This window comes from Aneurinibacillus tyrosinisolvens, from assembly GCF_001015055.1.
GTDB classification, from domain to species: domain Bacteria; phylum Bacillota; class Bacilli; order Aneurinibacillales; family Aneurinibacillaceae; genus Aneurinibacillus_A; species Aneurinibacillus_A tyrosinisolvens.
Genome location: NZ_BBWZ01000052.1, coordinates 1 through 25,151, shown reverse-complemented (window position 1 = coordinate 25,151; position 25,151 = coordinate 1). Strand labels below are relative to the sequence as shown.

Below are 25,151 nucleotides of genomic sequence, written 5' to 3'. Positions count from 1 at the left end.
GTTACAGCTGGCAGAGCTTTTTTATTCTAAAAATTGGCCATGCTATAATTGAGAAGAAAGACAGACCAATTATGTGGCGAGAAGTCTATATAGAAAAGAGGGAATCAACCCCTCTAAAAAATAAGATACAGGTAGACTATTAGATTATAAGATGGGGGCTTTTTTGATGGAGGAGCAGGACAAAGTTAAGAAGCGTATTGACATCATTAGCGCAATATCAGAAGAGATTACACGGTACATCAATAATATTGACCGTGAAAATTGTGGAGAAATCCCATTTAAATTAACACCGTCAAAATTTCTTATTTTGAAAACCATTTACGAAAAGGGAAAATGTATGGTCGTTGATATAGCACGTAAGCTAAATTTCACTTCGGGTGCGACCACACTGGCTTTAAATACCCTGGAAAAGGAAGGTTTGATTGTTCGAACGCGCGATCAGGTAGACCGCCGCGTCGTGTGGCTTCATCTTTCTGAACAGGGAGTCCAAATAACAGAGAGAGTAATGAAAAACCGTGATAAATTTTGGAATACATTGCTGAAGAATTTAGAGGAGGAAGAACAGGAGCAGTTTTTACTTCTATTTCAGAAGATGGTGAAGGGTTTATCCGAAAACGAAGAAAACAATGATTAGTAAACAAAGCATGATTTTAGTTATTTTGGTATTTTTCCACTGAAAAAACAATAGTAAGCAGTTGAACTTTATTTTTTTTAGTGTTAAATTACTTTTTATCAAAGATACTTTTTAAAAAAGTTAATGGTTTATATGTTTCAGAGATACAGTGCAGGGTGTTTTCTAGATAGGTGTTTTAGGACAACTATCTATTTTTGTGTCATATAACTTTGTGAAAAAGTATTTAAGGAGGATAAATATGCGATGAATAGTGAGACGATACAGGAGGCCATATAACAATGAAACGTGTTTTAGGAAACGTTATTACTCTGCTTTGCTTGTTGATTGTCATTGGAGGAGCCGCTTATTATACTATCCAGCGCATGAATTATGTGACGACAGATAATGCCCGGGTGACAACGGACCTTTTCCAAATCGCTCCGCCAGCTGCCGGGAGGTTAAGCCAATGGTCAATCCATACAGGAAGTCATGTGCAAAAGGGGATGCTTGTTGGAAGTGTACAGGCAGCTTCGATGCCGAACCAGCAGCAGAGCCAGGGAACAGCAGCAACAATAAAACTGGAATCACCGATTGATGGAACAGTCATAAAAACAAGTGCCCAGGCCGGTCAAAGTGTAACACAGAGCCAGCCACTGGCAATGGTTGCTAATTTATCAAACAAATACATTCTGGCTTACATTGATGAGAATGAAATCAGCAACGTACAAGTAGGAGACGATGTCGATGTTTATCTTGATGCAGACTCAGGCAACAAGTTAAAAGGAACTGTTTCGAAGATAGGCAGTCAGGCAGGGGACATTACTGCCGCATCCAGTTCTCAAAGCAGTAGAAACTCCAAGCAGACGGAACGAGTTCCGGTAGAAATTAGGGTTCCGAATTTCCAGGGTGACTACGCCGTCATTGGAATGAATGCAACAGTGAAAATTCATAAATAAGTATTTCATGGGAAAAGGAGACAGTGGAATGAATCGAGCAAGAGTATTCCTTGTTAATATCATCACATTTATTATTATTTTAGGGCTCATCGGAGGCGGGTATTATTATTTCTACATGCAGTCGAACTATATAACAACAGATAACGCCAAAGTAATGGGCGATATCGTATCTGTATCTCCACAAAGTGCTGGGAAAGTAACAGGCTGGAAGGGTAAAACGGGTACAGAAGTTAAGCAAGGAGATGTTCTCGGTCAAGTAACAATGGGAAATCAAAACGCTTCGATTACTTCACCGGCGAATGGAACTGTCGTGCAGAGTAAAGTGACAGACGGCCAAATAGTGAGCCCGGGTCAGCCGGTAGCACAGGTTGTTGACATGAAGAATTTGTACATTACGGCAAATATTGATGAAACCGATATGAAGGATCTTAAAAAAGGGGCAGATGTGACAATTACCGTGGATGCGGAATCAGGAACAGATATTAAAGGAAAAGTTGAAGAAGTTGGTCTTGCCACGAACTCTATCTTCTCTCTTCTGCCACAGCAAAATTCAAGCGGGGACTATACAAAAGTAACACAGAATGTTCCCGTAAGAATCTCGATGGATAGCTATCCGGCCGATATTGTGCCTGGAATGAATGTGACCGTAGAAATTGATAAATAAAAACGGAGTAAACAGGAGAAAGGAGGGACATATCACCATGGGAGATAAAAACAAGCAGTCCCAAAGCGGCATAGCTCAGCATATCCCGCTGCTGTCTGTCCTGATGCTCGGGCTGTTTCTAGCGATTCTAAATCAGACGCTGCTCAACGTGGCCATCCCGCACCTTATTACTGAGTTTAATGTAACGGCGACAACAGCGCAGTGGCTCTTAACCGGGTATATGCTGGTAAACGGGGCTCTTATTCCGCTGGCCGCTTTTCTCATTGAAAGGTTTGGAACGCGGCGCCTATTCCTGGCCTCGATGCTTTTCTTTACCGTAGGATCCTTAATCTGCGGGGTTGCGCCTGGCTTTTCCATCATTCTGGTTGGCCGCCTGATTCAGGCGGTTGGTGGTGGTATTATGATGCCGCTTGTAATGACAATTATACTGTCTGTCTTTCCACCTGAAATCCGCGGGAAAGGGATGGGGATTCTCGGACTGGCCATGATGTTTGCGCCGGCCATTGGTCCTACCCTTTCCGGATGGGTGATTGAACATTACAACTGGCGGCTTCTTTTTAATGGCATGGTTCCCCTGGGAGTCATTGTTATGGTGATGGCTTTTCTTGTAATAAAAGATGCACAGCCGACAAAAAAAGTCCCGCTTGATGTTTCCGGCGTTGTCACTTCGATGCTCGGCGTTGCTTTACTGTTATATGGACTTAGTGAAGCCGGTTCGAAAGGATGGGGAGATATCATTGTGGTGTCAACCATCGTAATCGGCCTCATCAGTTTGGCTTTGTTTGTGGTTCTTCAGCTTCGTTCAAAGAAGCCAATGCTTGATTTTCGGGTTTTCAAATATGATATGTTTTCCCTTACCAATATTATTAACGTTATCCTTACGATTGCCATGTTTTCTGGTATGTTTCTGCTGCCGATTTTTCTGCAGAACCTGCGGGGATTCACAGCGCTCCAGTCTGGCCTTTTGATGCTGCCGGGTGCGGTTATTATGGGGATTATGTCGCCAGTATCTGGTGTCCTGTTTGATAAAATTGGACCGCGGCCGCTGGCCCTGATTGGAATGTTTATTACGGTGCTAACCACCTATGAATTTACAAAGCTCACGCTTGAGACGTCATTTTCGTTCATCATGATTTTGAACATGATTCGCTTTTTTGGGATGTCATTTTTAATGATGCCAATTATGACGGCAGGGATGAATCAACTGCCGGAATCGATGAACAGTCACGGGACAGCGATGTCGAATACGCTGCGGCAAATATCAGGTTCCCTGGGGATTAGTATTGTTACGACGATTTTTACTTCCCGTACGACCACTCACCTGGTCAATATAAGCAACCAGGCGAATGTAATGGACTCTACTTTTTATCAGTCCTACCAGTCTTTTGTCAATTCCGTAGCGAATACGGCAGGAATCCCTGCTTCGCAAGCCCAGGGGCTCGCAACTTCCCTTCTGTACGGGCAGGCAAACCTGCATGCGGCTGTGATGGGGATTAGTGATGCGTTTATGTGGGCCACAGGCTTTACGGTTATCGGATTCCTTTTAAGTTTCTTCATCCGGGATGTCCGAAAAGACCAGAAAGTAAAACAGGAAAAGGCAAAAAGGGAAGAAATAACAACAAGAGAACACGCCTTGGATTCTGTTAGATAAAGACAAAAAGTATGGAGGTTTACCATGAAAATCTATGTTGTATATGACAGTGAAAACGGGCATACAGAAATGCTGGCCCAGTCCATCGCCGAGGGAGCGCGCACAGTTGAAGGAGCCGAAGTTTATATTGATCATGTAAGCACAGCGGATGTGTATAAGCTAGCGGACATGGATGCGATTATCTGGGGCTGCCCGGGGCATTTTGGGACCATCAGCTCCGGGATGAAAGCCTGGATTGATAAACTGGGTTATCTATGGGCGCAGGGAAAATTAATCGGAAAAGCCGGTGGCGTATTTTCTACAACCGCAACCATTCATGGCGGGCTGGAAGCGACGATGCTGAACTTGATTACGCCTATGCTGCACCAGGGAATGATTGTAGTCGGGCTGCCAGCGAACCTGCCTGAAAATGCGTTATATGGTTCTTATTATGGTGTGGGAGTGACAACCCCGGTTGAGGCTTCTGACGGTGCTGCGCCCACTTCGCTTACGGAAAACGATTTAGCGCTTGGACGAGCGTTAGGAAAGCGTGTCGCTGGGGTGGCTGGAAAACTTGCCGGGAATCGAAATCTGGTAATAGAGGGATACTAAAGTCATGATAATGCTTATTATCTTCGTCATATGGGCTGTACTTGCGCTGGTATTTTTGGTTTCGTTCAATATGAGAGCATCGTCCAAACAGCAAAAAAATAACCAGATCGAAACAGAAACGCAGACGGCCACAACGGAAACTCTTGCGGAGAAACCTACTCCTTACACCGGGACAGACGTTATCCGAGAACGGAGTGAGGAGCACTCTATAAAAAAAATACGAACCGTTACAAAAAACAAGAATGAAATGATGGATCAAGAATACAGAAACGCCCTTAAGCAGTTTCAGACTGCAGGTAAAAAGGGGAAAGATGGAATACCTGAATCTGCAGCGAAACATATGAAAGATACCGAATATCGAGACGCCCTGCGCTCTATGTACAAACCTAATCAACCTGACCGATTGACGGATAAATAACTTCTCCGGTTCATTGAAATGGAGAGGCACCCTGATTGCTAAGTACGGTGCCTCTCCAAATTACTGAAAAACCGACTTGTTATTTTAGGGAAGACCGTAACCGGAAAAGGAAGATCACCTGTCCAAAAAGAGGTCCGCGTTCCCGAGCCCTGCATCTGCAGAGAAACTTTGAAGAACTTGTGAAGAAAGCCGGGATGTTGTTGTGATTATATAGTAGAGAAGGTATGATAAAAAAGAAATTTCAATTATCCGGCCAGGAAGGCAGCAGAAGGGAGACTGTGAGTAAGTGATGAGTAACGAAATTGTTTTATTAGGGGCGGGGTACGCCGGCATCTCATTTCTTAATACAATTCTTCCCCACATCCCTGCTGACGTGCATATTTCGGTTGTTGATAGATTATCTAACCATACGATTAAGCCGGAGTACTATGCGCTGGCGAGCGGCTCTTTAAATGAGACGAAGATTAAGGCGCCTTTTCCTGTACATAAGCAGGTCACGTATATAAATGATGAAATCGAAGAAATTCAGGTGTACAATCACAAGGTAATGTGCAAAAAGAATGAATTGCATTTTGACCATCTTATCGTAGCGCTTGGCTGTGTCGACAACTATTTTAACGTTCCGTGGGCGGAAGAATACACGCACAGTATTCAAACATTCGGGAAAGCGATGCAGACCCGCAAAGTAATTGACGCTCTTTTGCCTGATAACCATGTGGTCATCATTGGCGGGGGGTTATCCAGTGTTGAATTTGCCAGTGATCTTCGTGAACAGCACCCGGAATTAAATATAACGATGCTGGAACGATCTAACGAAGTGCTGCCGACGCTTCCGGAACGCATCCAGCGTTTTGTGCGGGATTACCTTGATGATCACGAAATCCAGGTATTAACGAACATAAGCGTAACGATGGTTGATGATAAACAGGTACATTATTCTTTCGAAAATCGCTCGATTCCGTACGATGTTTGCGTATGGGCGGCTGGAATTAAGCCGAATCCGATTTCTAATGCATTGTTGGCTTACAGCAATCCGGATCGAATGAACCGTATCGTTGTGAAAGATAATTATGAACTGCCCTACTTTAAAGGTATATTCGTGGTGGGAGATTGCGCAAGCTCAGCGTTCGCGCCCAGCGCGCAGCTGTCTCATCTCCAGGGAAAGCAGCTTGGGCAGTACTTTTTATCCGTATGGCAGAACAGGGAATACATTCCGGAGCCGATAAAGTTAAAAGGCGTGCTTGGCTATCTCGGCAAGAAGACCGGATTTGGGATGGTTAGCGATAATGTCATTCTCGGTAAGGTGCCGCACGTGATAAAATCAGGTGTGCTGTGGATGCACAAGCACCATATCGGTTAAATCCAAATACTACTAAAACGAAAAAGTCGATACTAGTTATCGGCTTTTTGTGTTTTGTGACTACCAGCCGATGGCTGCCCCGTCTCCTCTCGGATCAACCCCGCCGCTTAAAAAACCCTGCTCATCAATGCGGATGGCCTGCGCATGTCCCATCCCGGGATCAAAATCGTTCCTTACATCGAGGGTATGCCCTGCTTGCTCCAGCAATGCAATCGTATGCGAGTCAACCCGGTTTTCAATCTTCAACTCCTGGCTGTCTTCTCCCCATGTGCGGCCCCAAACCCACCGGGGTTCCAGACAGTTTACATGGTTAGGATCGAGTGAGAAGAATGAACCGCGATTTTGCATAAGAATACCCGTATTTCCTGCGACGACCGCTGAGCCGAATTCAAAATAAAGACTCTGGATAAAAGATATTGCATTTCCTTCATCGTCTACTACTGCTGCATAAGCCGTATCGCTTCCCATTGAACTCGTTGTCACTTCCTTTGCATGGTGGAAACGAAGGGTTTGTGAAAGTTCGGCAGCATACTCTTTGCTTACCAGTTTCTCAAGCGGGATATCAAAAAAGTCAGGATCGGTTAACACGTTATTTCGTTCATGAAAGCTGGATTTCAACGCTTCTACAAGCAGGTGATAGTATTCAAAAGACCCGTGCTCAATCTTGGTAAAGTCATAATTTTCAAGGATATTCAGAGTCATTAAACCAACGAATCCTTGTGAATTTGGCGGTACCTGGTAAATCGTATGGCCGCGGTATGTGGTCGATGGAGGGGTAACCCAGTCTCCCTGGTGATCCGCAAAATCATCGATGGTTAACAGCCCGCCATTGTTTTCTAGAAAGGAGACTATTTGCCGGGCCATACTTCCTTTATAAAAATAGTCCCTTCCTTTTGAGGCAATCTCTTGTAAGCTTTTCGCTAATTTTCTCTGCAGGAATCGCTCTCCCGGATGTGGGGCGCGTTTATTCGGCGTAAAGATACTGGATGTAATGGGCGTCCGGGAAAGCAAAGAAAAATTGTGTACCGTGTTTTCGTGCTGGTGTTTGGATAAAGGAAAACCGGTTGCTGCATAGACGATGGCCGGCTCTAATACATCTCCCAGAGAAAGGCGTCCATATTCCTGCAAAATTGCATCCCAGCTATCTACCATTCTGGGTACAGTAATGGCACTTCTGCTACCGCGATAAGGAATGGAATCTTCTCCCGCATATGCCTTGCGGGTTACCTTATAGCCTGAGCGGCCGCTCCCATTAAACGCCCGGATTTGTTTATCATGAGTGCTGTGCAATAACCAGAATGAATCTCCGCCCAACCCCGTCATGTGGGGGTATACTACCGCTAAACAAGCGCTGATCGCGACGGATGCATCAAAAGCATTCCCGCCTTTTTGCAACATTCTGCTTCCCGCCATTGATGCAAGGTAATGCGGGCTAACCACCATGGTTTTTGTCCCGATTATGGATTTCATCCGGCTCGCTCCCCCCTGTGTATCAAATCTATATGGTCATTATAATTGTGTATAAAAGGAACTTCCTTACCTTTGTCAGAAAAATTGACGGTATATAATGACTTGTTAAAAATTTTAAATTACAATGGAGGGTATAAACTAACTTCATATGTAAGAGATACTGACATTAAGGTTTATAATTAGGCGGCATATTAGGAGGGGAGAATGAGAAATGAGTAGAACAAAGCCATTTACATCCCTAACAGGCCTGGCGGGATATACCGAGGAAATGATTGAATGGTTAGCCCTGTATGGCGCCGATCCCGAGGGAGGCGTTACACGTCTCCTGTATACCCCTTCATGGGTCGAGGCGCAGCGTGCTTTAGAACGAAAAATGAAAGAAACCGGACTGGATGTATTTTATGATGATGCAGGCAATTTATTTGGAAGATTGGAAGCGGGCTCGCCGGGTGCCGGTACCATTGTGACCGGCATGGCATCTTACCAGCAAATTGAAAACATAAAAGATGCACAGGGAATTAGCTTTAAGGAGGCAATGCGGGCGGCTGGGTTTGGTGCGGGTTCACATGGAGTAAGGAGGCGTGACGACATTCAGGCTTTCAGTTGAACCAAACATACCGAATGTCATTCCGGACAAAGTGGCTTTCTCTGTTGATGTCAGGCACCCCAGCGGTCAAGTTTTACATCAATTCTCCGAACAGTTTCTCAATAAGTTTAAGAACATGGCGGGGGAAAGAGAAGTAGGACTTTCCATCGAAAATTGGATGGATGAAAATCCGGTAAATATGGATGTTGTTTTAAATGAGCAGGTAGAGAAAATTTGCAGGAAGCAAGGGGTAGCGTATAAATATATGGCGAGCGGTGCAGGACATGACTCGCAAATCTTTGCCTCTTTATGCCCGACCGCGCTGCTTTTTGTGCCAAGCCATCGCGGGATTAGTCATTCTCCTTTGGAGTATACACCTGCAAAAGATCTGGAAACAGGAATTAAAGTACTGATTGAACTGCTTTATAACCTAGGATATGAAAAGGAGATAGGATAAAGATGTATAAAGATTTCAATCCTTCTTTACGGACGATTATGACCCCTGGGCCTGTAGAGGTGGAACCCAGAGTACTGCGGGCAATGGCTGCTCCTATTCTGGGGCAGTTCGACCCTGAGTTTACTCACATTATGAATGAAACAATGGAAATGATTCGCCGTGTTTTTCAAACGAAAAACAAGTGGGCATTTCCTGTTGACGGTACCTCCAGGGCAGGAATTGAAGCTGTTCTTTGCAGCATTATCGAACCGGGAGACCGTGTACTCGTTCCTATTTATGGCCGTTTTGGCTACCTGCTTACGGAAATAGCCGAACGTTATGGCGCTGAAGTCATCAATATAGAAACGGAATGGGGGCAGGTGTTTGAACCTTCTGCGGTGATTAAAGAAATACAGAGGACAAAGCCAAAAATTGTTGCAATGGTTCATGGTGAAACATCGACCGGCTGTATGCAGCCGCTGCAGGAGATTGGGGAGGCCTGCCGGGAGTTTGATGTTATCTTTGTTGTGGATGCTGTTGCCTCCATTGGCGGCACCGAAGTAAAAGTCGATGAATGGAAAATAGATGCTGCGATTGGAGGAACACAGAAGTGTTTATCTATCCCTTCCGGAATGGCGCCCATTACGTTTAATTCAAGAGTAGAATCCATTCTGCTGCAGCGAAAGAAAATCGAAAAGGGATTAGCTGACCCGCACATGCCACAATACGGGCAAACCCGCGTCATTCGCAGTAACTATTTCGATCTTAGTCAATTAATGGATTATTGGAGCCCGACCCGATTAAACCACCACACAGAGGCTACATCGATGCTGTATGCTCTGCGGGAAGGTTTGCGCATTGTTTTAGAGGAAGGTCTGGAAAATAGATTTTCCAGACACCGGTTACATGAAAGAGCGCTTATCCAGGGGATACTGGCGATGGGTCTGGAGTTATATGGAAATCACGCATATAAATTGCCGGTCGTTACTTGCATTTGTGTACCAGAAGGGGTCGATGGAGAATCTGTTCGCTCCATGCTGCTTCATGATTTTGACATCGAAATCGCAAGTTCCTTTGGCCCGTTAAAGGGAAAAATCTGGCGAATTGGAACGATGGGGTATAGCTGCAGGAAGAAGAATGTTCTTCATGTATTGGGAGCGCTGGAAGGTGTGCTCATTCGCCATGGGGTGAAAGTACACCCAGGCCAGGCCGTACAGGCAGCGCTTGATGTTTATCAGAATAAGGAACATACAGCAATCTACCCGCAGGGTTTCCTTTGATTCCTTCATTCCTCTGATTCCTTTATTCCTCTTTCGAAGGAGCTTTCAAAGTTACACGCCCGGTTTATCTCGACCAGACCGGGCAAGCTTGTATCTATATTATGAATCCTGGAGGAGGATATATCGACGGTGATTCCTACAGAATCGATGTGTATCTTGAACCGGAAGCGGAAGTTCTTCTCACCACACAATCCTCTACTAAAATCTACAAAACAATGAAGCAGGCTGTGATTCAAGAAACGAATATTTTCTTGAAAAAAGGAAGCTTCCTGGAATACCTTCCAGATGCTGTGATTGCTTATGAACATGCCCGTTTTAAGCAGCGAACCATCATTCGAATGGAACGAGGGGCATCGCTTGTTTGTGCTGATATTCTTACTCCCGGCTGGGCTCCGGATGGAACGAATTTTCGTTATGACTTGCTCCAGTCGAGAATGGAGATTTACGTGGCTGACAAATTGGTTTTGTTTGATCATTTAAAATTAGAGCCTGCTCAGGATATCGAGGGGCTTGGAAGCATGGAGGGATACACGCATTTTGGCTCCATGATCGTAATTGACGATGGGGTAGATGGTGAGTTTCTGGATCAACTCTATGATGAGCTTTCGTCTTGCCTGGAAGCGAGCATTGGGTTGTCCATGTTGTCCATACATGGTTTTGTTTTACGCGTGCTGGCAAACCGCACACAGGATGTGGAAAAAGTTTTTAGCATTTGCCAGGGAATGGTACGGGAGAAAGCATTAGGTAAGATGCCTGTGTTTTTACGCAAATATTAAAAAATATATGTGAGGAGAATGTTACTTTGGAAAAGGTATTTATAGTAAAAAACCCTTCAGGCTTGAATGCTAGAGCTGCGATGAAGCTTGTGAAAAGGGCAAGCGCCTTTCCTTGTGAAGTTAGCATTCTAAAAGATTACAAAAAAGTAAATGCGAAAAGCGTTATGGGAGTGATGTGTTTAGGAATTAGACAAGGTGAGCAGCTTACCGTCATTACAGAAGGTGCAGAAGCAAAAGAAGCCTTGATGACGGTTGGCAGAACGATAGAATCAATTTTAGAATAAAGAATACATAAGTAACTTTGCACTTGATTTATTTCTTTATAAGTATGTATAATACTATTTATTAATAACATAGCATTCGGATGAACCATACAGGAGAAGATCAATCGATCTACCGATGGGGCAAGAAGCTGGTCGGACAGCTTTGAAACTCTCAGGTCTTGGGTACAAGTAGAACTGCATGGGGACGAATCTCTGGAGAGACTCCCTCCTATCGCCAAATGGCATGGAGGAAACAGGGCACCGAAGGAGCAAATCGGCCAGTATGGCGGATAATCTCTCAGGTAAAAGGACAGAGACAGGCGACAGGAAATACCGATCCCGGATCGGTTTATTTTTCTATCCTTGTATCTCCAGAGACCATTTCGTTTGAACGAAATGGTTTTTTATTTTATTTGTAAAGGAGAATAGAGATGGAGACGGTAAGTCGAGTATTAGAAGCAATCAATCATTACGTATGGGGGCTGCCTACATTGATACTTCTTGTAGGAACAGGGATTCTCCTTACGGTACGCCTGCGGGGCCTGCAGTTCGTCAAACTATGGCATGCCCATAAACTGGCTTTTGGAAAATCGGAGGATAAATCCTCATCAGGCGATATTAGTCACTTTCAGGCACTAATGACTGCCATGGCGGCGACGATTGGGACGGGGAACATCGCCGGGGTCGCAACGGCAGTATCCATCGGGGGACCCGGGGCAGTATTTTGGATGTGGATTACCGCTCTGTTTGGAATGGCAACAAAATATTCTGAGGCGATTCTCGCGGTTAAATATCGAATCAAGGGTGCGAACGGAGAATATTCCGGGGGTCCGATGTATTATCTAGAACGCGGCCTGGGGAAGAAATGGCTGGCTGTATTGTTTGCTATTTTTGGAACAACCGCCTCTTTTGGGATCGGAAATATGGTACAGTCCAATTCGGTTGCCGAGGCAATGAAAATTAATTTTTCGATATCTCCAGTCGTTACCGGCATCATGATGGCTGTTTTCATCGCGGCTGTAATCCTTGGCGGAGTTAAAAAAATCGGGAAATTCACTGGTTATTTTGTCCCGGTGAAGGCCTTCTTTTATATTGTTGCCGGACTGGTCATCATCTTCTATCATATGGATCAAATCCCGGCGGCGTTCTCGCTCATTTTCTCAGGTGCATTTAATGGCACAGCCGTTACCGGCGGCTTTGTCGGGGCGACGGTTGCAGCTGCTATCCAAATCGGTGTGGCGCGCGGTGTGTTTGCAAATGAAGCCGGATTAGGAAGTGCGCCGATTGCAGCCGCGGCGGCAAAAACCGATTCTCCGGCCAAACAAGCGCTTGTATCTATGACAGGAACGTTCCTAGATACATTTGTTGTATGTACGATTACTGGTTTGGTGTTAATTACAACTGGCGCCTGGAAGTCCGGGAAGACAGGTGTGGAAGCAACAACGCTCGCTTTCCAGTCTGTATTCGGCAACACGGGGAGTATGGTTCTCGGTATCGCGATTGTTTTGTTTGCTTATTCAACGATGCTGGGCTGGTCATACTACGGAGAGAAATGCGCAGAGTACTTGTTCGGCCAGGGGTCTGCCCGTTATTACCGTTATATTTTTGTGGGGATGGCTATCGTTGGTGCGAATTTAAAACTTGGAATGGTCTGGACGTTTGCTGACATTGCAAACGGATTGATGGCGATTCCGAATTTAATCGGTCTCATTGGATTGAGCGGTGTGGTCGTAGCAGAAACGAAACGTTTCCTGGAGGCAGAGAAATCACAGACTTCTGACAAACAAATCGCAAGTTAACCGATATAAAAACTGTAAACGAAAGCAGCTAACCTGGCTAGGACCAGGATAGCTGTTTTTTTTTGTCTGGAGAATCTTGCCTTCATCGAGCAGAGTCGGATGTTTCGCTTTTCAGGCACATTCGAATACGTAAGATTTTTGTAAGATTTGCGTAATAAAAAAGAAGACTCATCCCGTTAGAATGTTGATTAGACCTTAAGGAAGGGATGAGCGAATTTGTTAAAAAGGAAAAGTAATCTTTTTAAAGCGGGGTTATTTACCGTTTTGGTTCTGGTTATATCATCGATAATGGGATTGTTGCCGTTTGGATTTTGAAAAGAAGAGGCATAGAACATACGAATACTATTCAAATTTAGGAGGCTAATAAATCATGCTGTTACAAAAGCGATGGATGCTTATACTTTCTCTAGTAGGAGTGCTGCTTCTTTTTGTTGGATGCTCCAACCAAAACACCAGCAATAATGATGGCCCTTCACCTGAAGCAGTGACAAAAATGTTTTTTGATGCTTTGCAAAAAGGGGATATTGAGCAAGCTGCATCTCTTACTCAAGAAAAAGATATGAAAAAAACGTTACAGGAATTTGCAAGTGACCCACAGGGAAAAGAAATTGCAACCCTATACCTGCAGCAATTAAAGTATGAAGTTGGCTCCCCTGATATTAACGGTAAGGAAGCTTCCGTTCCTGTTAAGATAACTGTACCCGGTGCAGCAAAAATTGCCGGTGCTGTAGCAAAGGAAGCAATGTCAGGTGTATTAGACGGTAAAAGCGATTCAAACATTGAAAAAAGCGCGTTGGAATCTATTAAACAGGTAATAAAAAATCCCGCTACACCTAAATCGACCCATAATAGTAGTGTTACATTGGTCAAAACAGATACCGGCTGGACAATAAAATCAACGGATATAGGGTTTTTAAGCTCTATTCATTTTTAAGTATTATAATAAAATGGTAACATTAAATTTGATATATGCTGGTAAAAGGACGTGTAAATTATTGTCTAATAAATTAATCAATAACGACAATATTCAAAAAAAATTTAGTGCCGACTGTGAAAAATGTTTTGGTTTATGCTGTGTAGCTTTACCTTATGCAAAATCTGCTGATTTTGCTTTTAATAAAGATGGAGGGACACCTTGTCGAAACCTGCAAGCGGATTATCGTTGTGGTATTCATAAAAACCTAAGAAATAACGGCTTTCGAGGCTGTACTGTATATGAATGCTTTGGAGCAGGTCAAAAGGTTTCCCAAGTTACGTACAACGGAAAAGATTGGCGAGACAACCCTGCGATAGCTAAGGAAATGTTCGATGTACTTCCCATAATGCAACAACTTCACGAAATGCTTTATTACTTAAATGAAGCACTTAACTTAGAAGATGCTCAACCTATCTATAAAGACTTACAGAAGGCTGTGGCGGAAACTGAACAACTTACTAATCAAGATCCAAAATCCCTCTTAGACCTTCATGTGCCAACCCATAGGGCATTGGTTAATAATTTACTTCTGCAAACTAGTGAATTAGTGCGTGCAAAAATTAAGAAAAACATAGAACACAGTAAACAGAGTAAAATTATTAGGGGAAAAGACCTTATTGGTGCAAATTTAAGAGGTGCTAATCTTAGAGGTAGCAATTTGAGAGGAGTTTTATTTATTGCTTCCGATCTTCGAGAAGCTGACATGAGAATGACCGACCTTATTGGTGCAGATTTTAGAGGCGCTGATTTAAGTGGAGCTAATCTCATAGGAAGTATCTTTCTTACACAAGCACAAGTAAATTCGGCTAATGGCGATATTAAAACCAAATTGCCACCTTCTCTAAACATTCCAAAACATTGGTTAAATTAGGCCTGGTATCCATTGTTATTTCTTACTCAAATAACGAAAAACGATAGTTTAAATAACCGCCTTTTCAGTGGGCGGTTTTCTTTTGGTCGAAAATCAACAATTTCTTGCAACGTTTATTTAACTGCCGGTTTTCAGCACCTTCTTCTTAAATCAAGCTTTCATTGTATAAAGACGTATAAAAGCTGGTTTTATCAACGACACTTGAGGAAAAAGAACATATAGAATCGTTCTCCTTTCAACTCTATAAATGATGGAGGTGCCGCAACATGGCTCGCAACCGGACAGGAAGCAATACGCCGTGGCAGGACTTCAACGGCCCAAACCTGGGTTACGTACACGAGTTATACGAATCTTATCTAGAAAATCCAGAGTCCATTGATCAAGAAATGAAAAAACTGTTTGACCAGTGGGGAGCCCCGGCACTATATCAAAATAAAGGGTTTCATATACAAAAAGAACAGCAAACCGAAGATGCTGTAGATATTATGCAAAAAGCAATCTCGGCGGCTACGCTGGCGCTAAACATTCGCATTAACGATGTTCGCAAGCGCCGCCAGGAAAAATTCGTGGAACAGCATGGTATCAAGCTTGGTTTTATGTCCTTTTTTACAAAGGCCGTTACAGGCACGTTAAAAGCCTTTCCATTGCTTAATGCAGAAATTAGGGAAAACGAGCCTGGATGAATTGCAGGGCGGTACATTTACAATTACAAATGGTGGAGTTTTCGGTTCGTTGTTATCTACTCCCATTCTCAATCCTCCTCAGGTTGGCATTTTAGGAATGCACAAGATTCAACTGCGCCCTGTTTCCATCGATAAAGAGCGTATGGAGAATCGAATGATGATGTACATTGCTTTATCTTATGACCACCGGATTGTTGACGGCAAAGAAGCGGTCAGCTTTTTAGCCAGAGTAAAAGAATTGCTGGAGGATCCGGAAACGTTACTCGTTTTATGATTAAAAGTCTATTTGTTACAGCCTTTTTTATTCTAGCTAATTAGTTAGCCTATACGTTGATTTTCAGTATTTCATACAGTGAATAAGAAAATGATTAGGGATTGTACTTAAATAGGTGAAAAATTAAAGAAAAGAGGTGGAAAGTGATTGGATAATACGTTTATCCGAATCGCCAAGAATGAATTGGAGCGATTTGTTTGTGAAGTTTTCATAGCATCTGGTCTGGATGAGGACGATGCTGCTGTTATTGCTCGCCATCTAGTGCTTGCTGATTTAAGAGGTGTAGATTCTCATGGTGTCAGCCGCGTACAAATCTATACCAGGCGATTGGAACTCGGATTAGTTAATAAGAAGCTTGAACCACAAGTAGAAAGAGAATCGGCATCCAGTTTATTACTCAATGGGAAAAATGCTTCCGGAATTTTACTTGCCACAAAGGGAATCCAAATGGCAGTCCAAAAAGCAAAACAGACAGGGGTAGCGATCGTCGGCATTAATCAATCTAACCACTGCGGCATGCTTGCCGATTACACGATGTATGCCGCTAAGAATGACTGTATTGCTTTGGCATCTACGAACGCACCTCCTAATATGGCTCCCTGGGGTGGAATGGAACGTTTTTTTGGAACGAACCCATTCTCATACGGGATTCCAGTAGGACAAGGGATGGATATTATTTTTGATATGGCTACGAGCGTAGTGGCACGAGGGAAAATCATCTTGGCTAAAAAGAACAATCAACAAATTCCTTTAGGCTGGGCGATATCGAAGGAAGGGAAGCCTACTACCACTCCTTCTGAAGCCTTGGACGGACTGGTATTACCAGTTGGTGGTCCAAAAGGGTATGGGATCACCTTTCTTGTAGAAACATTGTCCTCTTTATTTACAGGGGCTGCTTTCGGGCCCTATATTCCTGACTTATATAAGGATTTAACTCGTCCACAGAATATAGGTCAGTGTTTTATTGTCATGCGAGCAGATTTATTTCAAGGCTTAGATGAATTTAAAAATCGTATGGTCCAGATAATCCAAGAGATTCGCGAAGTGAAACCTATGGAAGGAGTGGATCGGATTTATTTGCCGGGAGAGATTGAAATGGAGAAGGCAATGGAGAGAGAAAGGAATGGAATACCCTTATCACCTGAAATATTGAATGAGCTTGAGGAAGTCGGACGGCGTTATGGAATAAAACCTGGATTATTTAAAAATATAGGATGAGGCACGGGAACAAAAATATAATGTTAACTTATCGTCCTAACTACCGCAACTGTATGCTAAAGCCACTGGTTCTGTTTACTGAGGCCAGCGGCTTTGTTTTACCCATTAATAATGAGAATTGTATTATAGGCAGGAGGTAGAAGGGGGTGATAGAAATAAATCAGAGGTGATATCATTTGTAAAAAAAGCCGTTCCAACTGCGGAACGGCTTTATAGATAAAATGGGTAATATTTCGAACAGCTAAAGTTCATGTAGCTAACAAGCATACTTTAGCTGTTCGAAACCATCTTAGTTTTTTCTAAACTTGATTGTATAGGTTTATTATTTAGTTTTACATTGGTTTGCTTTTTAGGGTTCTGCTGCTTACTTTCATTTAAGGGATTTTTTACGCTGCTTTTATACAGAAAAGCCATGCGCTTGATTTTTCGGTACTGTGTTTTATCTTTTAATCTTGCGAATAAGAAATGGGACGGAGTACGAGGATTCGCCTCGATTAACCAGAGTTTTCCGTTTGTGTCAATAGCGATATCGTATCCAATTTGCCAATCATAACGATAACGGCTATACACCCGATTACAATTGTGTCCGAGACGGATCATTTCATTCTTTACCTTTGTTGCTTTTTCCCCTGTTATATTTAAGGATTGGTTTAGTGCTTCTTCAACCGTTATTGTATACCCGCCTCCTCTTGCCACATTTGTAATAATGCTTTTTACCCCTGCTACTTTCGCCAGCATGGCGACATACTGCCATTTCTTATTCGTATCTCTCATCATCATGAGACGCATGTCATAAGGTCGCCCCTGAACTTGAGCAAGTTGAATTCCTCTTTGAACGACATGAGGCTTCTTTGCGGCTAAATTTAGCTTTTGATACATTTCCGGCACAGAGGAACAATACACGGGCTGCCCACGTTCAATTACGTAAGCATATTGATTGTTTTGCTTCCAAGCCTTAGTGACACCGACTCCTCGTCCTCCTCCCGTAGGTTTAATAAAAACAGTGTGATATTTATCAAGAAAAGATTCTAGTATAGCTGGATTGCATAGGGCTGTATCTGGCAAATAGGGCTGAATAGAGAGGTCTTGATAAAATCTTTTATATTGTCTAAATTTTCCCATATAATAACCTCCATTTATGTCAGCAGATGATACATAGTTTATGTACATTAAAACAGACAAGTGTTAGGTGGATGCCATCGGACACCTGTCTCCTAAGGAGATGTTAAGTTGAATATACAAAAAGAAGTCAGACATAAGAATTATATAAAGAAAGTTTCTACTATTATTTGTACAAACAGACCCGGCTTTATTAACGATTCATAGCGAAAAGAGCTTTGCGGGAGCAATTTCGCTTATATTTAAATTGTGTATTAAAAAATACATTTATTCCAAGTGAACTTATTGTAACTTCTTCTTGTCTTTTTCAATATACGTCAAAAATAATCTCGTTTTATCTGCTGGAGAAGCTGAATCCATCCTTATTTATATTGCGGGGCACTGGGAATATTATTCGAGAACATGTTCCTTTGGCCCCTTGGGATAAAGCAAGAAGAAACGGAGCTAAAAACATAGAAGGTTATAGGAGTAAGGAAAAATGAAAATAACATTGGTATATGGAGTATTGATTTTATTTATTATCTACTGTGTAATTCCAAGTGTGTTTGTGCGTGTCTTTGGATTCGGTGTATTTCGGAGAGGCAGAGAAACCCGCAAGGAAATTGCTTTTACTTTTGACGATGGGCCTGACCCGAATTTTACTCCCCTCCTGCTTAAAATTTTAAAGAAGCACAATAGTAAAGCGACATTTTTTGTGCTTGGCTCAAAAGCGGAAAGGTATCCGGATTTAATTTCATTAATACACCGGGAGGGACATTTAATTGGACTTCATAATTATGTACATCGGACGAATTGGATTATGAGTCCATGGACCGCCCGCAAACAATTACAGCATTCCGCTCATATTATAAGAAAAATCATCGGTAAGGAACCCGTTTACTATCGTCCGCCCTGGGGACTTTTTAATCTCTTTGATTTTTTATTAAGAAAGAAATATCAATTGGTGCTATGGTCAGTTATGGTTGGAGATTGGAGAAGCAGCGGGGGAAGCATGAAAATAAAGAAAAAGCTACTAAAAAAAATGAAAGACGGTGCCGTTATTGTTCTGCATGATAGTGATCAAACACTGGGAACGAACCGCAATGCACCGTTGTATATGATAGAAGCTTTAGAAGAAGTTCTTAAAAACGCAAGTCATTCAAATTATAAATGTGTGCGAATTGATGAAATGATTCGTGGAGACAGACAAGCAGGTTGAAAAGTGATTTCCGTGGGAGTTGTTTCCATTATGGTACTATCAATGGTATAAGGAGCACCGTTATCTTGAAAGCTAACTTAGGGAGTGATAACCATGGGGAAGGAACAATGGGGCGCGCGATTCTTTCTTCTTTGTTTATTTCTGTGCACCGCTTTTCTTTTTGTGTTCTCAACCATCTATCCAGTTGCAAATCGGGTTAGAGAGATATCGAACCAAAAGATGATACAAAATAAAAGCGATTTTTTACCCCTTCAACAAATTCCCAAGACGTTTCAAATGGCGATTGTAGATACCGAAGACCGTCGTTTTTATTCTCACTTCGGTGTTGACCCGATCGGGATTGTACGTTCTTTTTTTGTAGACCTTGAGGGAAATCAGGTTAGCGAAGGGGGAAGTACCATTACCCAGCAATTGATACGAAATACTATTTTAACACCTGAAAAAACGTTTACTCGAAAAATAAAAGAGGCTGTTCTATCTGTTGCTTTAGATACTTTTATGAGTAAGGACGAGATTTTAGATTTATACGTAAACGTCATATATTTTGGGCATGGGGCCTATGGGGCAGAACGGGCTGCTCAAGTTTATTTCGGCAAGCCGCTATCTTCCCTTTCTTTATCGGAGTGGAGCATGCTGGCCGGGATTCCTAATGCTCCGTCTAATTTGGACCCCTATTCTTTTATGGACCGGGCGAAAGCCAGGCAAAAAGAAGTTCTTCAGCACTTGGTGGACGCCCACTATATTAGTCAGCAGGTTGCAAATGCAGCCTATCAACAAGTACTTATGCTTAAACGTACATTATTCTTACCCGGCCCATTACAAGATTTAAGGTGTTTCTATCCAAAAATGCTGCTGTCGGCATCTTGATTATCATTCATCTAACTCTTATCTTTGTAATCTCCGCTGTTTCAGCAATATTTTTGGGAGGAACCGAAAGTTTATTACCGAGCTTATGAGAAGGAATAAAAGCATACGCAGTATTCTTTATTCCAATGATTTTGTTGTGTTTAGCGGTTATTTTTTTTGCGCAGTTTTTTAAAGTGCAAGCAGTGCATTCACTCTTGTAGGTCAGAGTGAATTGTGGGACCGCCTGCGTCTTCAATCCTTTGCGGCGATACACCAGAGAATCGACCTTCAGGTTCCTTTGTTTGTTCTCATCGAACATTAACAGAAATTAAGAAAAATTTAAGAAAGAATTTTAGTTTTCCTAAGAAGTTAGGTGTATGATAACTCAGATAGAAATATAGGAGGAACTGCTATGTCAACATCCATTCTGGAGATTCGCAATTTGACGAAACGAATTGGAAATAAAATAATAATCGACCATTTGAATTTTGAGGTGCTAAGAGGTGAAGTATTTGGATTCTTGGGTCCCAATGGAGCAGGGAAAACAACGACTATTCGAATGATGGTTGGATTGATGAGTATTAGCGAGGGTGATGTTTTAATTGAGGGACAAAGTATCACTGACAACTTTGAAAATGCCATTGTCAAAGTAGGTGCGATTGTAGAAAATCCCGAGATGTATAAATTTTTGACCGGATACCAAAATTTGGTTCACTTCGCACGTATGGTTCCTGGTGTGACGAAGGAACGAATTCAAGAAGTCATTCGATTGGTTGCTTTGGAGAATCGGATTCATGATAAAGTGAAAACCTACTCGCTGGGTATGCGGCAACGATTAGGTGTTGCTCAAGCCTTACTCCATAAACCTTCTCTTTTAATTTTGGATGAACCTACAAACGGATTAGACCCTGCGGGTATCCGAGAATTACGGGATTATTTACATACACTGACCAGGGAAGAAGGCATTTCTGTTATCGTATCCAGTCACTTGCTCTCTGAAATGGAACTTATGTGTGATCGTGTGGCAATTATCCAAGAAGGAAAACTTGTCGATGTTCAATCTATCAAAGATATTATGAATGAAGGAACGCATAGTTCTGTTATTTTTGAATTAGATAACATTGAATTGGCTCTTCAAATTTTGTCGACTCATCCGTCAGCTGTACCGAAGGAAATTGATGCCGGGGTTGAGTGTTGGTTAGACAAAGGACAAATTGCTGAAATCAACGAAAACCTGGTGAAAGCTGGAGTTAAAATATACGGGATTAAAAAGGTTACTCCATCTTTAGAAGAGAAATTCTTGAAAATGACAGGGAGTGATCAAATTGCTTAATCTTCTCCTCAATGAGAATATGAAAATTTATCAACGTATTCGTACTTGGATGTTAGTGATAGCTCTTATTCTCACAACAATTGGATTTTTAACGGCTCAACATTTTACAGTAAAGCCCTCTGAGGTAGCCAATGCGAATTGGAAAACAAATATACAGCAACAAATAAAAAATGATGAGCGTATGTTGACAGTGATAAATCGAGGGGCTGACTGGAAAGCACATGTTACATCTCGTGTGAATGTGAATAAGTATCATTTAGCACATAATTTGCCTCCAACAGATGAAACCTTATGGGGGAATATGCTAAAGGCATCCACTCTGGTTATCGTTGTCACCGTCTTTACGGTTGTGATTGCAGCCGATAGTGTGGCAGGTGAGTTTAGTTCTGGAACAATCAAGTTACTTTTAATTCGACCTGTGTCTCGTTCAAAAATTCTTCTCTCCAAGTATTTAACAACGATTATTTTTTTAGTTCTTCTATTACTGGTCTTATTTGTTACTGCGTTTATCGTATCAGGATTATTACAAGGTTTTCACGATGTAGGAATGCCTTATGTCTATGCTTCTAGCGATGGAATTGTTCATGAAGCAAACATCGTAAACGAAGCGATTAGCACCTATTTATATCAATGTGTTCAAATGATCATAACAGTTACGATGGCTTTTATGATTTCTACTGTATTCCGCAGTAGTTCAATTGCGATTGCCTTATCCGTTGGGATTATGTTTGCTGGTTCAAGCATCGTTAGTTTCTTATCTCAATTCAGTTGGGCAAAATACTATTTGTTTGAAAACACGGATTTGACACAATACTTAAATGGTACACCTAATATTCCAGGAATGACGTTCTCCTTTTCTGTCACCGTCCTTATTGTCTATTTCTTAATCTTTAATGCCCTTTCCTGGATTGTTTTTAAGAAAAGAGACGTTGCAGCTTAGACTAACGATACTATTATCACATCGGAAATCGATTGTTCGACAAGGTTTCTTTGGCAACTTTTTTGCTATAGTAAGTTTCACTCTTTTTTCACCGAAACGTGGAATCATTATTCATTGAACGTATGAATAAGAAAGGAAGCTATGATGAATTTTTCACAATTAGACTATCAATGGTTCCAAACCATTAATCACCTTGCTGCCCTCTATCCCTTTTTCAACCCCTTGATGGCGTTCTTTGCGAATAATCTGGACTATATTTTTTATGCAGGCGTTATTGTCTACTGGTTCACCCGTACACAAGAAAATCGACGTATGGTTTATCATGCGTTACTGTCCGCTGCCTTGGCATTAGGCACCAATGGGCTGATTGGCGCCATTTACCACCGGGATCGCCCTTTTGTTCATCACCATGTCATTCAATTAATAAGCCATGAACCATCAGCCTCTTTCCCAAGCAATCACGCGGCAGCCTCTTTTGCTATTGCCATGTCGATATGGCTTTGGAGGAGGAAAGACGGTTGGTTCTGGTTTGCATTAGCTGCTGCCATTTCCTTCTCTCGAATTTGGTCAGGGGTTCATTATCCGACCGATATTGTTGGCGGAGTTATTCTTGGCAGTCTTTGTGCGATTGTCATAGGGAAGATGATGCACTCCTGGGGTGCGTTTAAAAAACTATCTGAATTCCTCATTCATTTTTATGAAAACCTCGAACATAAAGTGTGGAAAACATAGTGAAAAAGCCATCCCAAAAGGGATGCCTTCAGAAGTGTAGAGAAACCCACAAATTTCTCTACACTTTTTTTATCATAGGGAGAAAAACCGAAGGTTTTCAAAAAATATTTTTTGAAGAAGATTCCCAACCACCTAACCTTGCTTGGCTAGGTGGTTGGGAATCTTCTTCATGTTCTGGCAGGCTGCTGTCATCAATGCCTGCTCCTGCACATTTTCTCTTCCCCGCAAACGGCAATAGCGAAGCCCATGGAGTTCTTTTGCATCCGCGAAGCTTCGCTCAATTTTTTCTTTTCTCTTTTTATATAACATCTTTCCAGACTTGGATAAACGGTGCTCCCGTGCCTTTTCTTTATATTCTTCCCAAATATGGCGTGTGATTACTTTCTGTTTTGCCTTAGATTGCGCGCACTGGGAGAGGAAAGGACAGACTTCACACTGTTTTCGATTCGATTTGTACTGCTGGTATCTTTCACGATCCGTTGTGCTATACGTTAACTTTTGCCCGTTAGGGCACGTGTAAATATCTTCTGTCGGATCATAAATGAACTTTCGTTTAGGGAACAATCCTTTGACAGATTGGAAATGGCGATGGCCAATGACGCCAAATATGTCGCGCTCGTCTAATCCCTTACAAATCGGTGCCGTCAAATAACCAGAATCCAGTGCCACAGCTTCCACTTTAAAAGAAAAACAGTTCCTTTGTTGGTCGAGTCGTTCAAGATATGGAATGGAATCATGTGCATTTACTGGCGTCACATAGACGTCGGTAATGATATTAAATTTGAAGTCTGTGGTGCGGTGATCAAGATAGAAGGAACCCTTCCGGTTTCCCTGTACGATACATATAACCACTTTCGACATCCGTGGTGCTTATTTTGATTTCCTTTTCTTCATTCACTTCCTCTCGTTCCTTCAGTGGCTTTTTTTCATGAGCGATCCGGTCTTCCTCAATCGCTTGGTTTAGCGCTTCGAGGTAAGCTTTCGTTTCAGGCCCAACCATCTGTTTCGTAAACTTATTTTTATTCGCGTTTGCTTTTAAATGAGTAGAGTCGGTAAACAATACACGGCCGCCAACCATCTTATGATTCATAGTTTGCAGGACAATTTCATCGAAGATGTCTTGGAAAACAGAAGTGCCTTTAAACTGGGTTCGACGGTTCCAACTAATGGTCGTATGATCTGCCACCTTATCTTGAAAACCCAGGCCGAGAAACCAGCGATAGGCAATATTCATTTGAATTTTTCTTTCTAGCTGACGTTCTGAACGAATGCCATATAAGTAACCGATAAACATCATTTTAAAAAGAACGAGAGGACCGACGGTCGGCTATTGTCTTCACAATAATAAGGTCGGACCTTCTCCCTAATAAAAGAAAAATCGATGTGTTTATCAATTTTACGTAACTGATGATTTCCCGGAACTAAGTCCTCAATACATACATACAAACTCATACGCCACTTGTTTTTCTTTTTCCGAATGAAGCATGGTCTTTTTCCTCCCCGAAAAAGGCACCTTTTTCTCGTTTTTTATTTACTTTTTTTAGCTAATCAACACGCGTGGAAAGTTAACTTTTAATTTTTATGGATAGTATCTGTATCTTTTCCTTGTTATATTCTCACGATGTAAATTGGAAAAGGTGGCTGTGTTACTAAGTAAAACAATCAACTAACCTATCCGTGTAATTTCATTAATATAAAAGGGATAGGCGTGGAATCTGCATTACATGAGTTGTCTCTTGCGCTATTGGAACAGGGGATGCGTATGGAAGGGAAAAACATGATTATTCGAAGGTAATGAGAGGTAATGAAAAGCAAAAAAACAAAGGACATTTGGTAAAAATATGTTATTGCATGGTACCTTTCTTTCTTGTATGATGTAATTCCGGCGTTGAGAACCAACGTCGAAAACCAAAGCAACAATGAATTGGAAAAGAATTGGAAAAAATAAAAAGGTTGCTATATGGTTGGCAACTTGGTAAGATAGGTAAGTTGCCATTGAAAACAGGCATCAAAAACCAAGACAACAGCGAATTGGAAAAAATAAGTTGTTGCAAAACAATTGGTAACTTGATATAATATAAAAGTTGCTGTTGAAACG

Annotated in this window: 22 protein-coding genes, 3 pseudogenes and 1 riboswitch; of the genes and pseudogenes, 22 read left to right on the top strand and 3 right to left on the bottom strand. The window is 42.1% G+C overall.

The features are described from left to right. Window positions 1-166 precede the first annotated feature (166 nt). The 7 genes from MBEAL2_RS25410 to MBEAL2_RS25380 all read left to right on the top strand — a co-directional run bounded on the left by MBEAL2_RS25410 (window position 167) and on the right by MBEAL2_RS25380 (window position 6,253). Window positions 167-634, top strand: a complete 468-nt coding sequence (locus MBEAL2_RS25410) for a MarR family winged helix-turn-helix transcriptional regulator (RefSeq protein ID WP_047155022.1) — start codon at window positions 167-169, stop codon at window positions 632-634. 278 nt (window positions 635-912) lie between these two features. After that, entirely contained in the window at window positions 913-1,569 is a 657-nt protein-coding gene (locus MBEAL2_RS25405) for an efflux RND transporter periplasmic adaptor subunit (RefSeq protein WP_047155021.1), read from the top strand. 28 nt (window positions 1,570-1,597) lie between these two features. Then, window positions 1,598-2,233, top strand: a complete 636-nt coding sequence (locus MBEAL2_RS25400) for an HlyD family secretion protein (RefSeq protein WP_047155020.1) — start codon at window positions 1,598-1,600, stop codon at window positions 2,231-2,233. Between the two features lie 37 nt (window positions 2,234-2,270). Continuing rightward, the gene (locus tag MBEAL2_RS25395; protein ID WP_047155019.1) at window positions 2,271-3,884 is read left to right on the top strand and encodes a DHA2 family efflux MFS transporter permease subunit; all 1,614 of its coding nucleotides are present in this window, start codon (window positions 2,271-2,273) and stop codon (window positions 3,882-3,884) included. A 24-nt stretch (window positions 3,885-3,908) separates the two neighbouring features. Then, window positions 3,909-4,475, top strand: a complete 567-nt coding sequence (locus MBEAL2_RS25390; protein ID WP_047155018.1) for an NAD(P)H-dependent oxidoreductase — start codon at window positions 3,909-3,911, stop codon at window positions 4,473-4,475. 4 nt (window positions 4,476-4,479) lie between these two features. Beyond that, window positions 4,480-4,893, top strand: coding sequence for a hypothetical protein (locus tag MBEAL2_RS25385; RefSeq protein ID WP_047155017.1), 414 nt, complete (start codon window positions 4,480-4,482; stop codon window positions 4,891-4,893). Window positions 4,894-5,182: 289 nt separating this feature from the next. After that, on the top strand, window positions 5,183-6,253 hold the full coding sequence (locus MBEAL2_RS25380; protein ID WP_047155016.1) for an NAD(P)/FAD-dependent oxidoreductase: 1,071 nt from the start codon (window positions 5,183-5,185) through the stop codon (window positions 6,251-6,253). 60 nt (window positions 6,254-6,313) lie between these two features. On the opposite strand, the gene ggt is transcribed toward MBEAL2_RS25380, so the two are convergent. Continuing rightward, window positions 6,314-7,723: a gamma-glutamyltransferase gene (gene ggt, locus MBEAL2_RS25375; RefSeq protein ID WP_047155015.1), complete on the bottom strand. Its 1,410-nt coding sequence runs from the start codon at window positions 7,721-7,723 to the stop codon at window positions 6,314-6,316. A gap of 211 nt (window positions 7,724-7,934) precedes the next feature. Here ggt and MBEAL2_RS33295 point away from each other — a divergent pair, with 211 nt between their 5' ends. The 10 genes and pseudogenes from MBEAL2_RS33295 to MBEAL2_RS25325 all read left to right on the top strand — a co-directional run bounded on the left by MBEAL2_RS33295 (window position 7,935) and on the right by MBEAL2_RS25325 (window position 16,885). Then, window positions 7,935-8,330, top strand: a complete 396-nt coding sequence (locus MBEAL2_RS33295; protein WP_047155014.1) for a zinc-binding metallopeptidase family protein — start codon at window positions 7,935-7,937, stop codon at window positions 8,328-8,330. Then, window positions 8,305-8,766, top strand: a complete 462-nt coding sequence (locus MBEAL2_RS33290) for a M20/M25/M40 family metallo-hydrolase (RefSeq protein ID WP_052948013.1) — start codon at window positions 8,305-8,307, stop codon at window positions 8,764-8,766. Before MBEAL2_RS33295 ends, MBEAL2_RS33290 begins: the two co-directional genes overlap by 26 nt. Window positions 8,767-8,768: 2 nt before the next feature. Continuing rightward, entirely contained in the window at window positions 8,769-10,025 is a 1,257-nt protein-coding gene (locus MBEAL2_RS25360; RefSeq protein ID WP_082130178.1) for a pyridoxal-phosphate-dependent aminotransferase family protein, read from the top strand. A 44-nt stretch (window positions 10,026-10,069) separates the two neighbouring features. After that, a pseudogene (locus tag MBEAL2_RS25355) lies at window positions 10,070-10,801 on the top strand (urease accessory protein UreD); the annotation flags it as partial. 26 nt (window positions 10,802-10,827) lie between these two features. After that, entirely contained in the window at window positions 10,828-11,085 is a 258-nt protein-coding gene (locus MBEAL2_RS25350) for an HPr family phosphocarrier protein (RefSeq protein WP_047155012.1), read from the top strand. Between the two features lie 182 nt (window positions 11,086-11,267). Further along, window positions 11,268-11,388, top strand: a riboswitch (glycine riboswitch). 107 nt (window positions 11,389-11,495) lie between these two features. Beyond that, window positions 11,496-12,863, top strand: coding sequence for an alanine/glycine:cation symporter family protein (locus MBEAL2_RS25345; protein ID WP_047155011.1), 1,368 nt, complete (start codon window positions 11,496-11,498; stop codon window positions 12,861-12,863). A gap of 370 nt (window positions 12,864-13,233) precedes the next feature. Then, window positions 13,234-13,797 carry a DUF4878 domain-containing protein gene (locus MBEAL2_RS25340; protein WP_047155010.1) on the top strand — a complete coding sequence of 188 codons (564 nt, stop codon included), beginning with the start codon at window positions 13,234-13,236 and terminating at the stop codon, window positions 13,795-13,797. 61 nt (window positions 13,798-13,858) lie between these two features. Then, window positions 13,859-14,710, top strand: coding sequence for a pentapeptide repeat-containing protein (locus MBEAL2_RS25335; RefSeq protein WP_047155009.1), 852 nt, complete (start codon window positions 13,859-13,861; stop codon window positions 14,708-14,710). A 350-nt stretch (window positions 14,711-15,060) separates the two neighbouring features. Further along, window positions 15,061-15,667 (top strand): annotated as a pseudogene (locus tag MBEAL2_RS29760) (2-oxo acid dehydrogenase subunit E2); the annotation flags it as partial. A gap of 147 nt (window positions 15,668-15,814) precedes the next feature. Next, window positions 15,815-16,885, top strand: a complete 1,071-nt coding sequence (locus MBEAL2_RS25325; protein ID WP_052948009.1) for an Ldh family oxidoreductase — start codon at window positions 15,815-15,817, stop codon at window positions 16,883-16,885. Window positions 16,886-17,155: 270 nt separating this feature from the next. On the opposite strand, the gene MBEAL2_RS25320 is transcribed toward MBEAL2_RS25325, so the two are convergent. Beyond that, the gene (locus MBEAL2_RS25320) at window positions 17,156-18,055 is read right to left on the bottom strand and encodes a YheC/YheD family protein (protein WP_369405531.1); all 900 of its coding nucleotides are present in this window, start codon (window positions 18,053-18,055) and stop codon (window positions 17,156-17,158) included. Between the two features lie 427 nt (window positions 18,056-18,482). Here MBEAL2_RS25320 and MBEAL2_RS25315 point away from each other — a divergent pair, with 427 nt between their 5' ends. The 5 genes from MBEAL2_RS25315 (at window position 18,483) to MBEAL2_RS25290 (ending at window position 23,053) form a co-directional block, all read left to right on the top strand. After that, the gene (locus tag MBEAL2_RS25315) at window positions 18,483-19,202 is read left to right on the top strand and encodes a polysaccharide deacetylase family protein (protein WP_047155008.1); all 720 of its coding nucleotides are present in this window, start codon (window positions 18,483-18,485) and stop codon (window positions 19,200-19,202) included. Between the two features lie 93 nt (window positions 19,203-19,295). Further along, complete coding sequence (locus tag MBEAL2_RS25310; protein ID WP_052948007.1) at window positions 19,296-20,069, top strand: transglycosylase domain-containing protein; 774 nt, start codon at window positions 19,296-19,298, stop codon at window positions 20,067-20,069. 391 nt (window positions 20,070-20,460) lie between these two features. Beyond that, window positions 20,461-21,381 carry an ABC transporter ATP-binding protein gene (locus MBEAL2_RS25300; RefSeq protein ID WP_047155006.1) on the top strand — a complete coding sequence of 307 codons (921 nt, stop codon included), beginning with the start codon at window positions 20,461-20,463 and terminating at the stop codon, window positions 21,379-21,381. Then, window positions 21,374-22,321, top strand: coding sequence for an ABC transporter permease (locus tag MBEAL2_RS25295; RefSeq protein WP_047155005.1), 948 nt, complete (start codon window positions 21,374-21,376; stop codon window positions 22,319-22,321). Before MBEAL2_RS25300 ends, MBEAL2_RS25295 begins: the two co-directional genes overlap by 8 nt. Window positions 22,322-22,462: 141 nt before the next feature. Next, entirely contained in the window at window positions 22,463-23,053 is a 591-nt protein-coding gene (locus MBEAL2_RS25290; protein ID WP_236693016.1) for an undecaprenyl-diphosphatase, read from the top strand. Window positions 23,054-23,185: 132 nt separating this feature from the next. Here the strand turns inward: MBEAL2_RS25290 and MBEAL2_RS25285 are convergent. Beyond that, a pseudogene (locus MBEAL2_RS25285) lies at window positions 23,186-24,505 on the bottom strand (IS1182 family transposase). Window positions 24,506-25,151 lie beyond the last annotated feature (646 nt).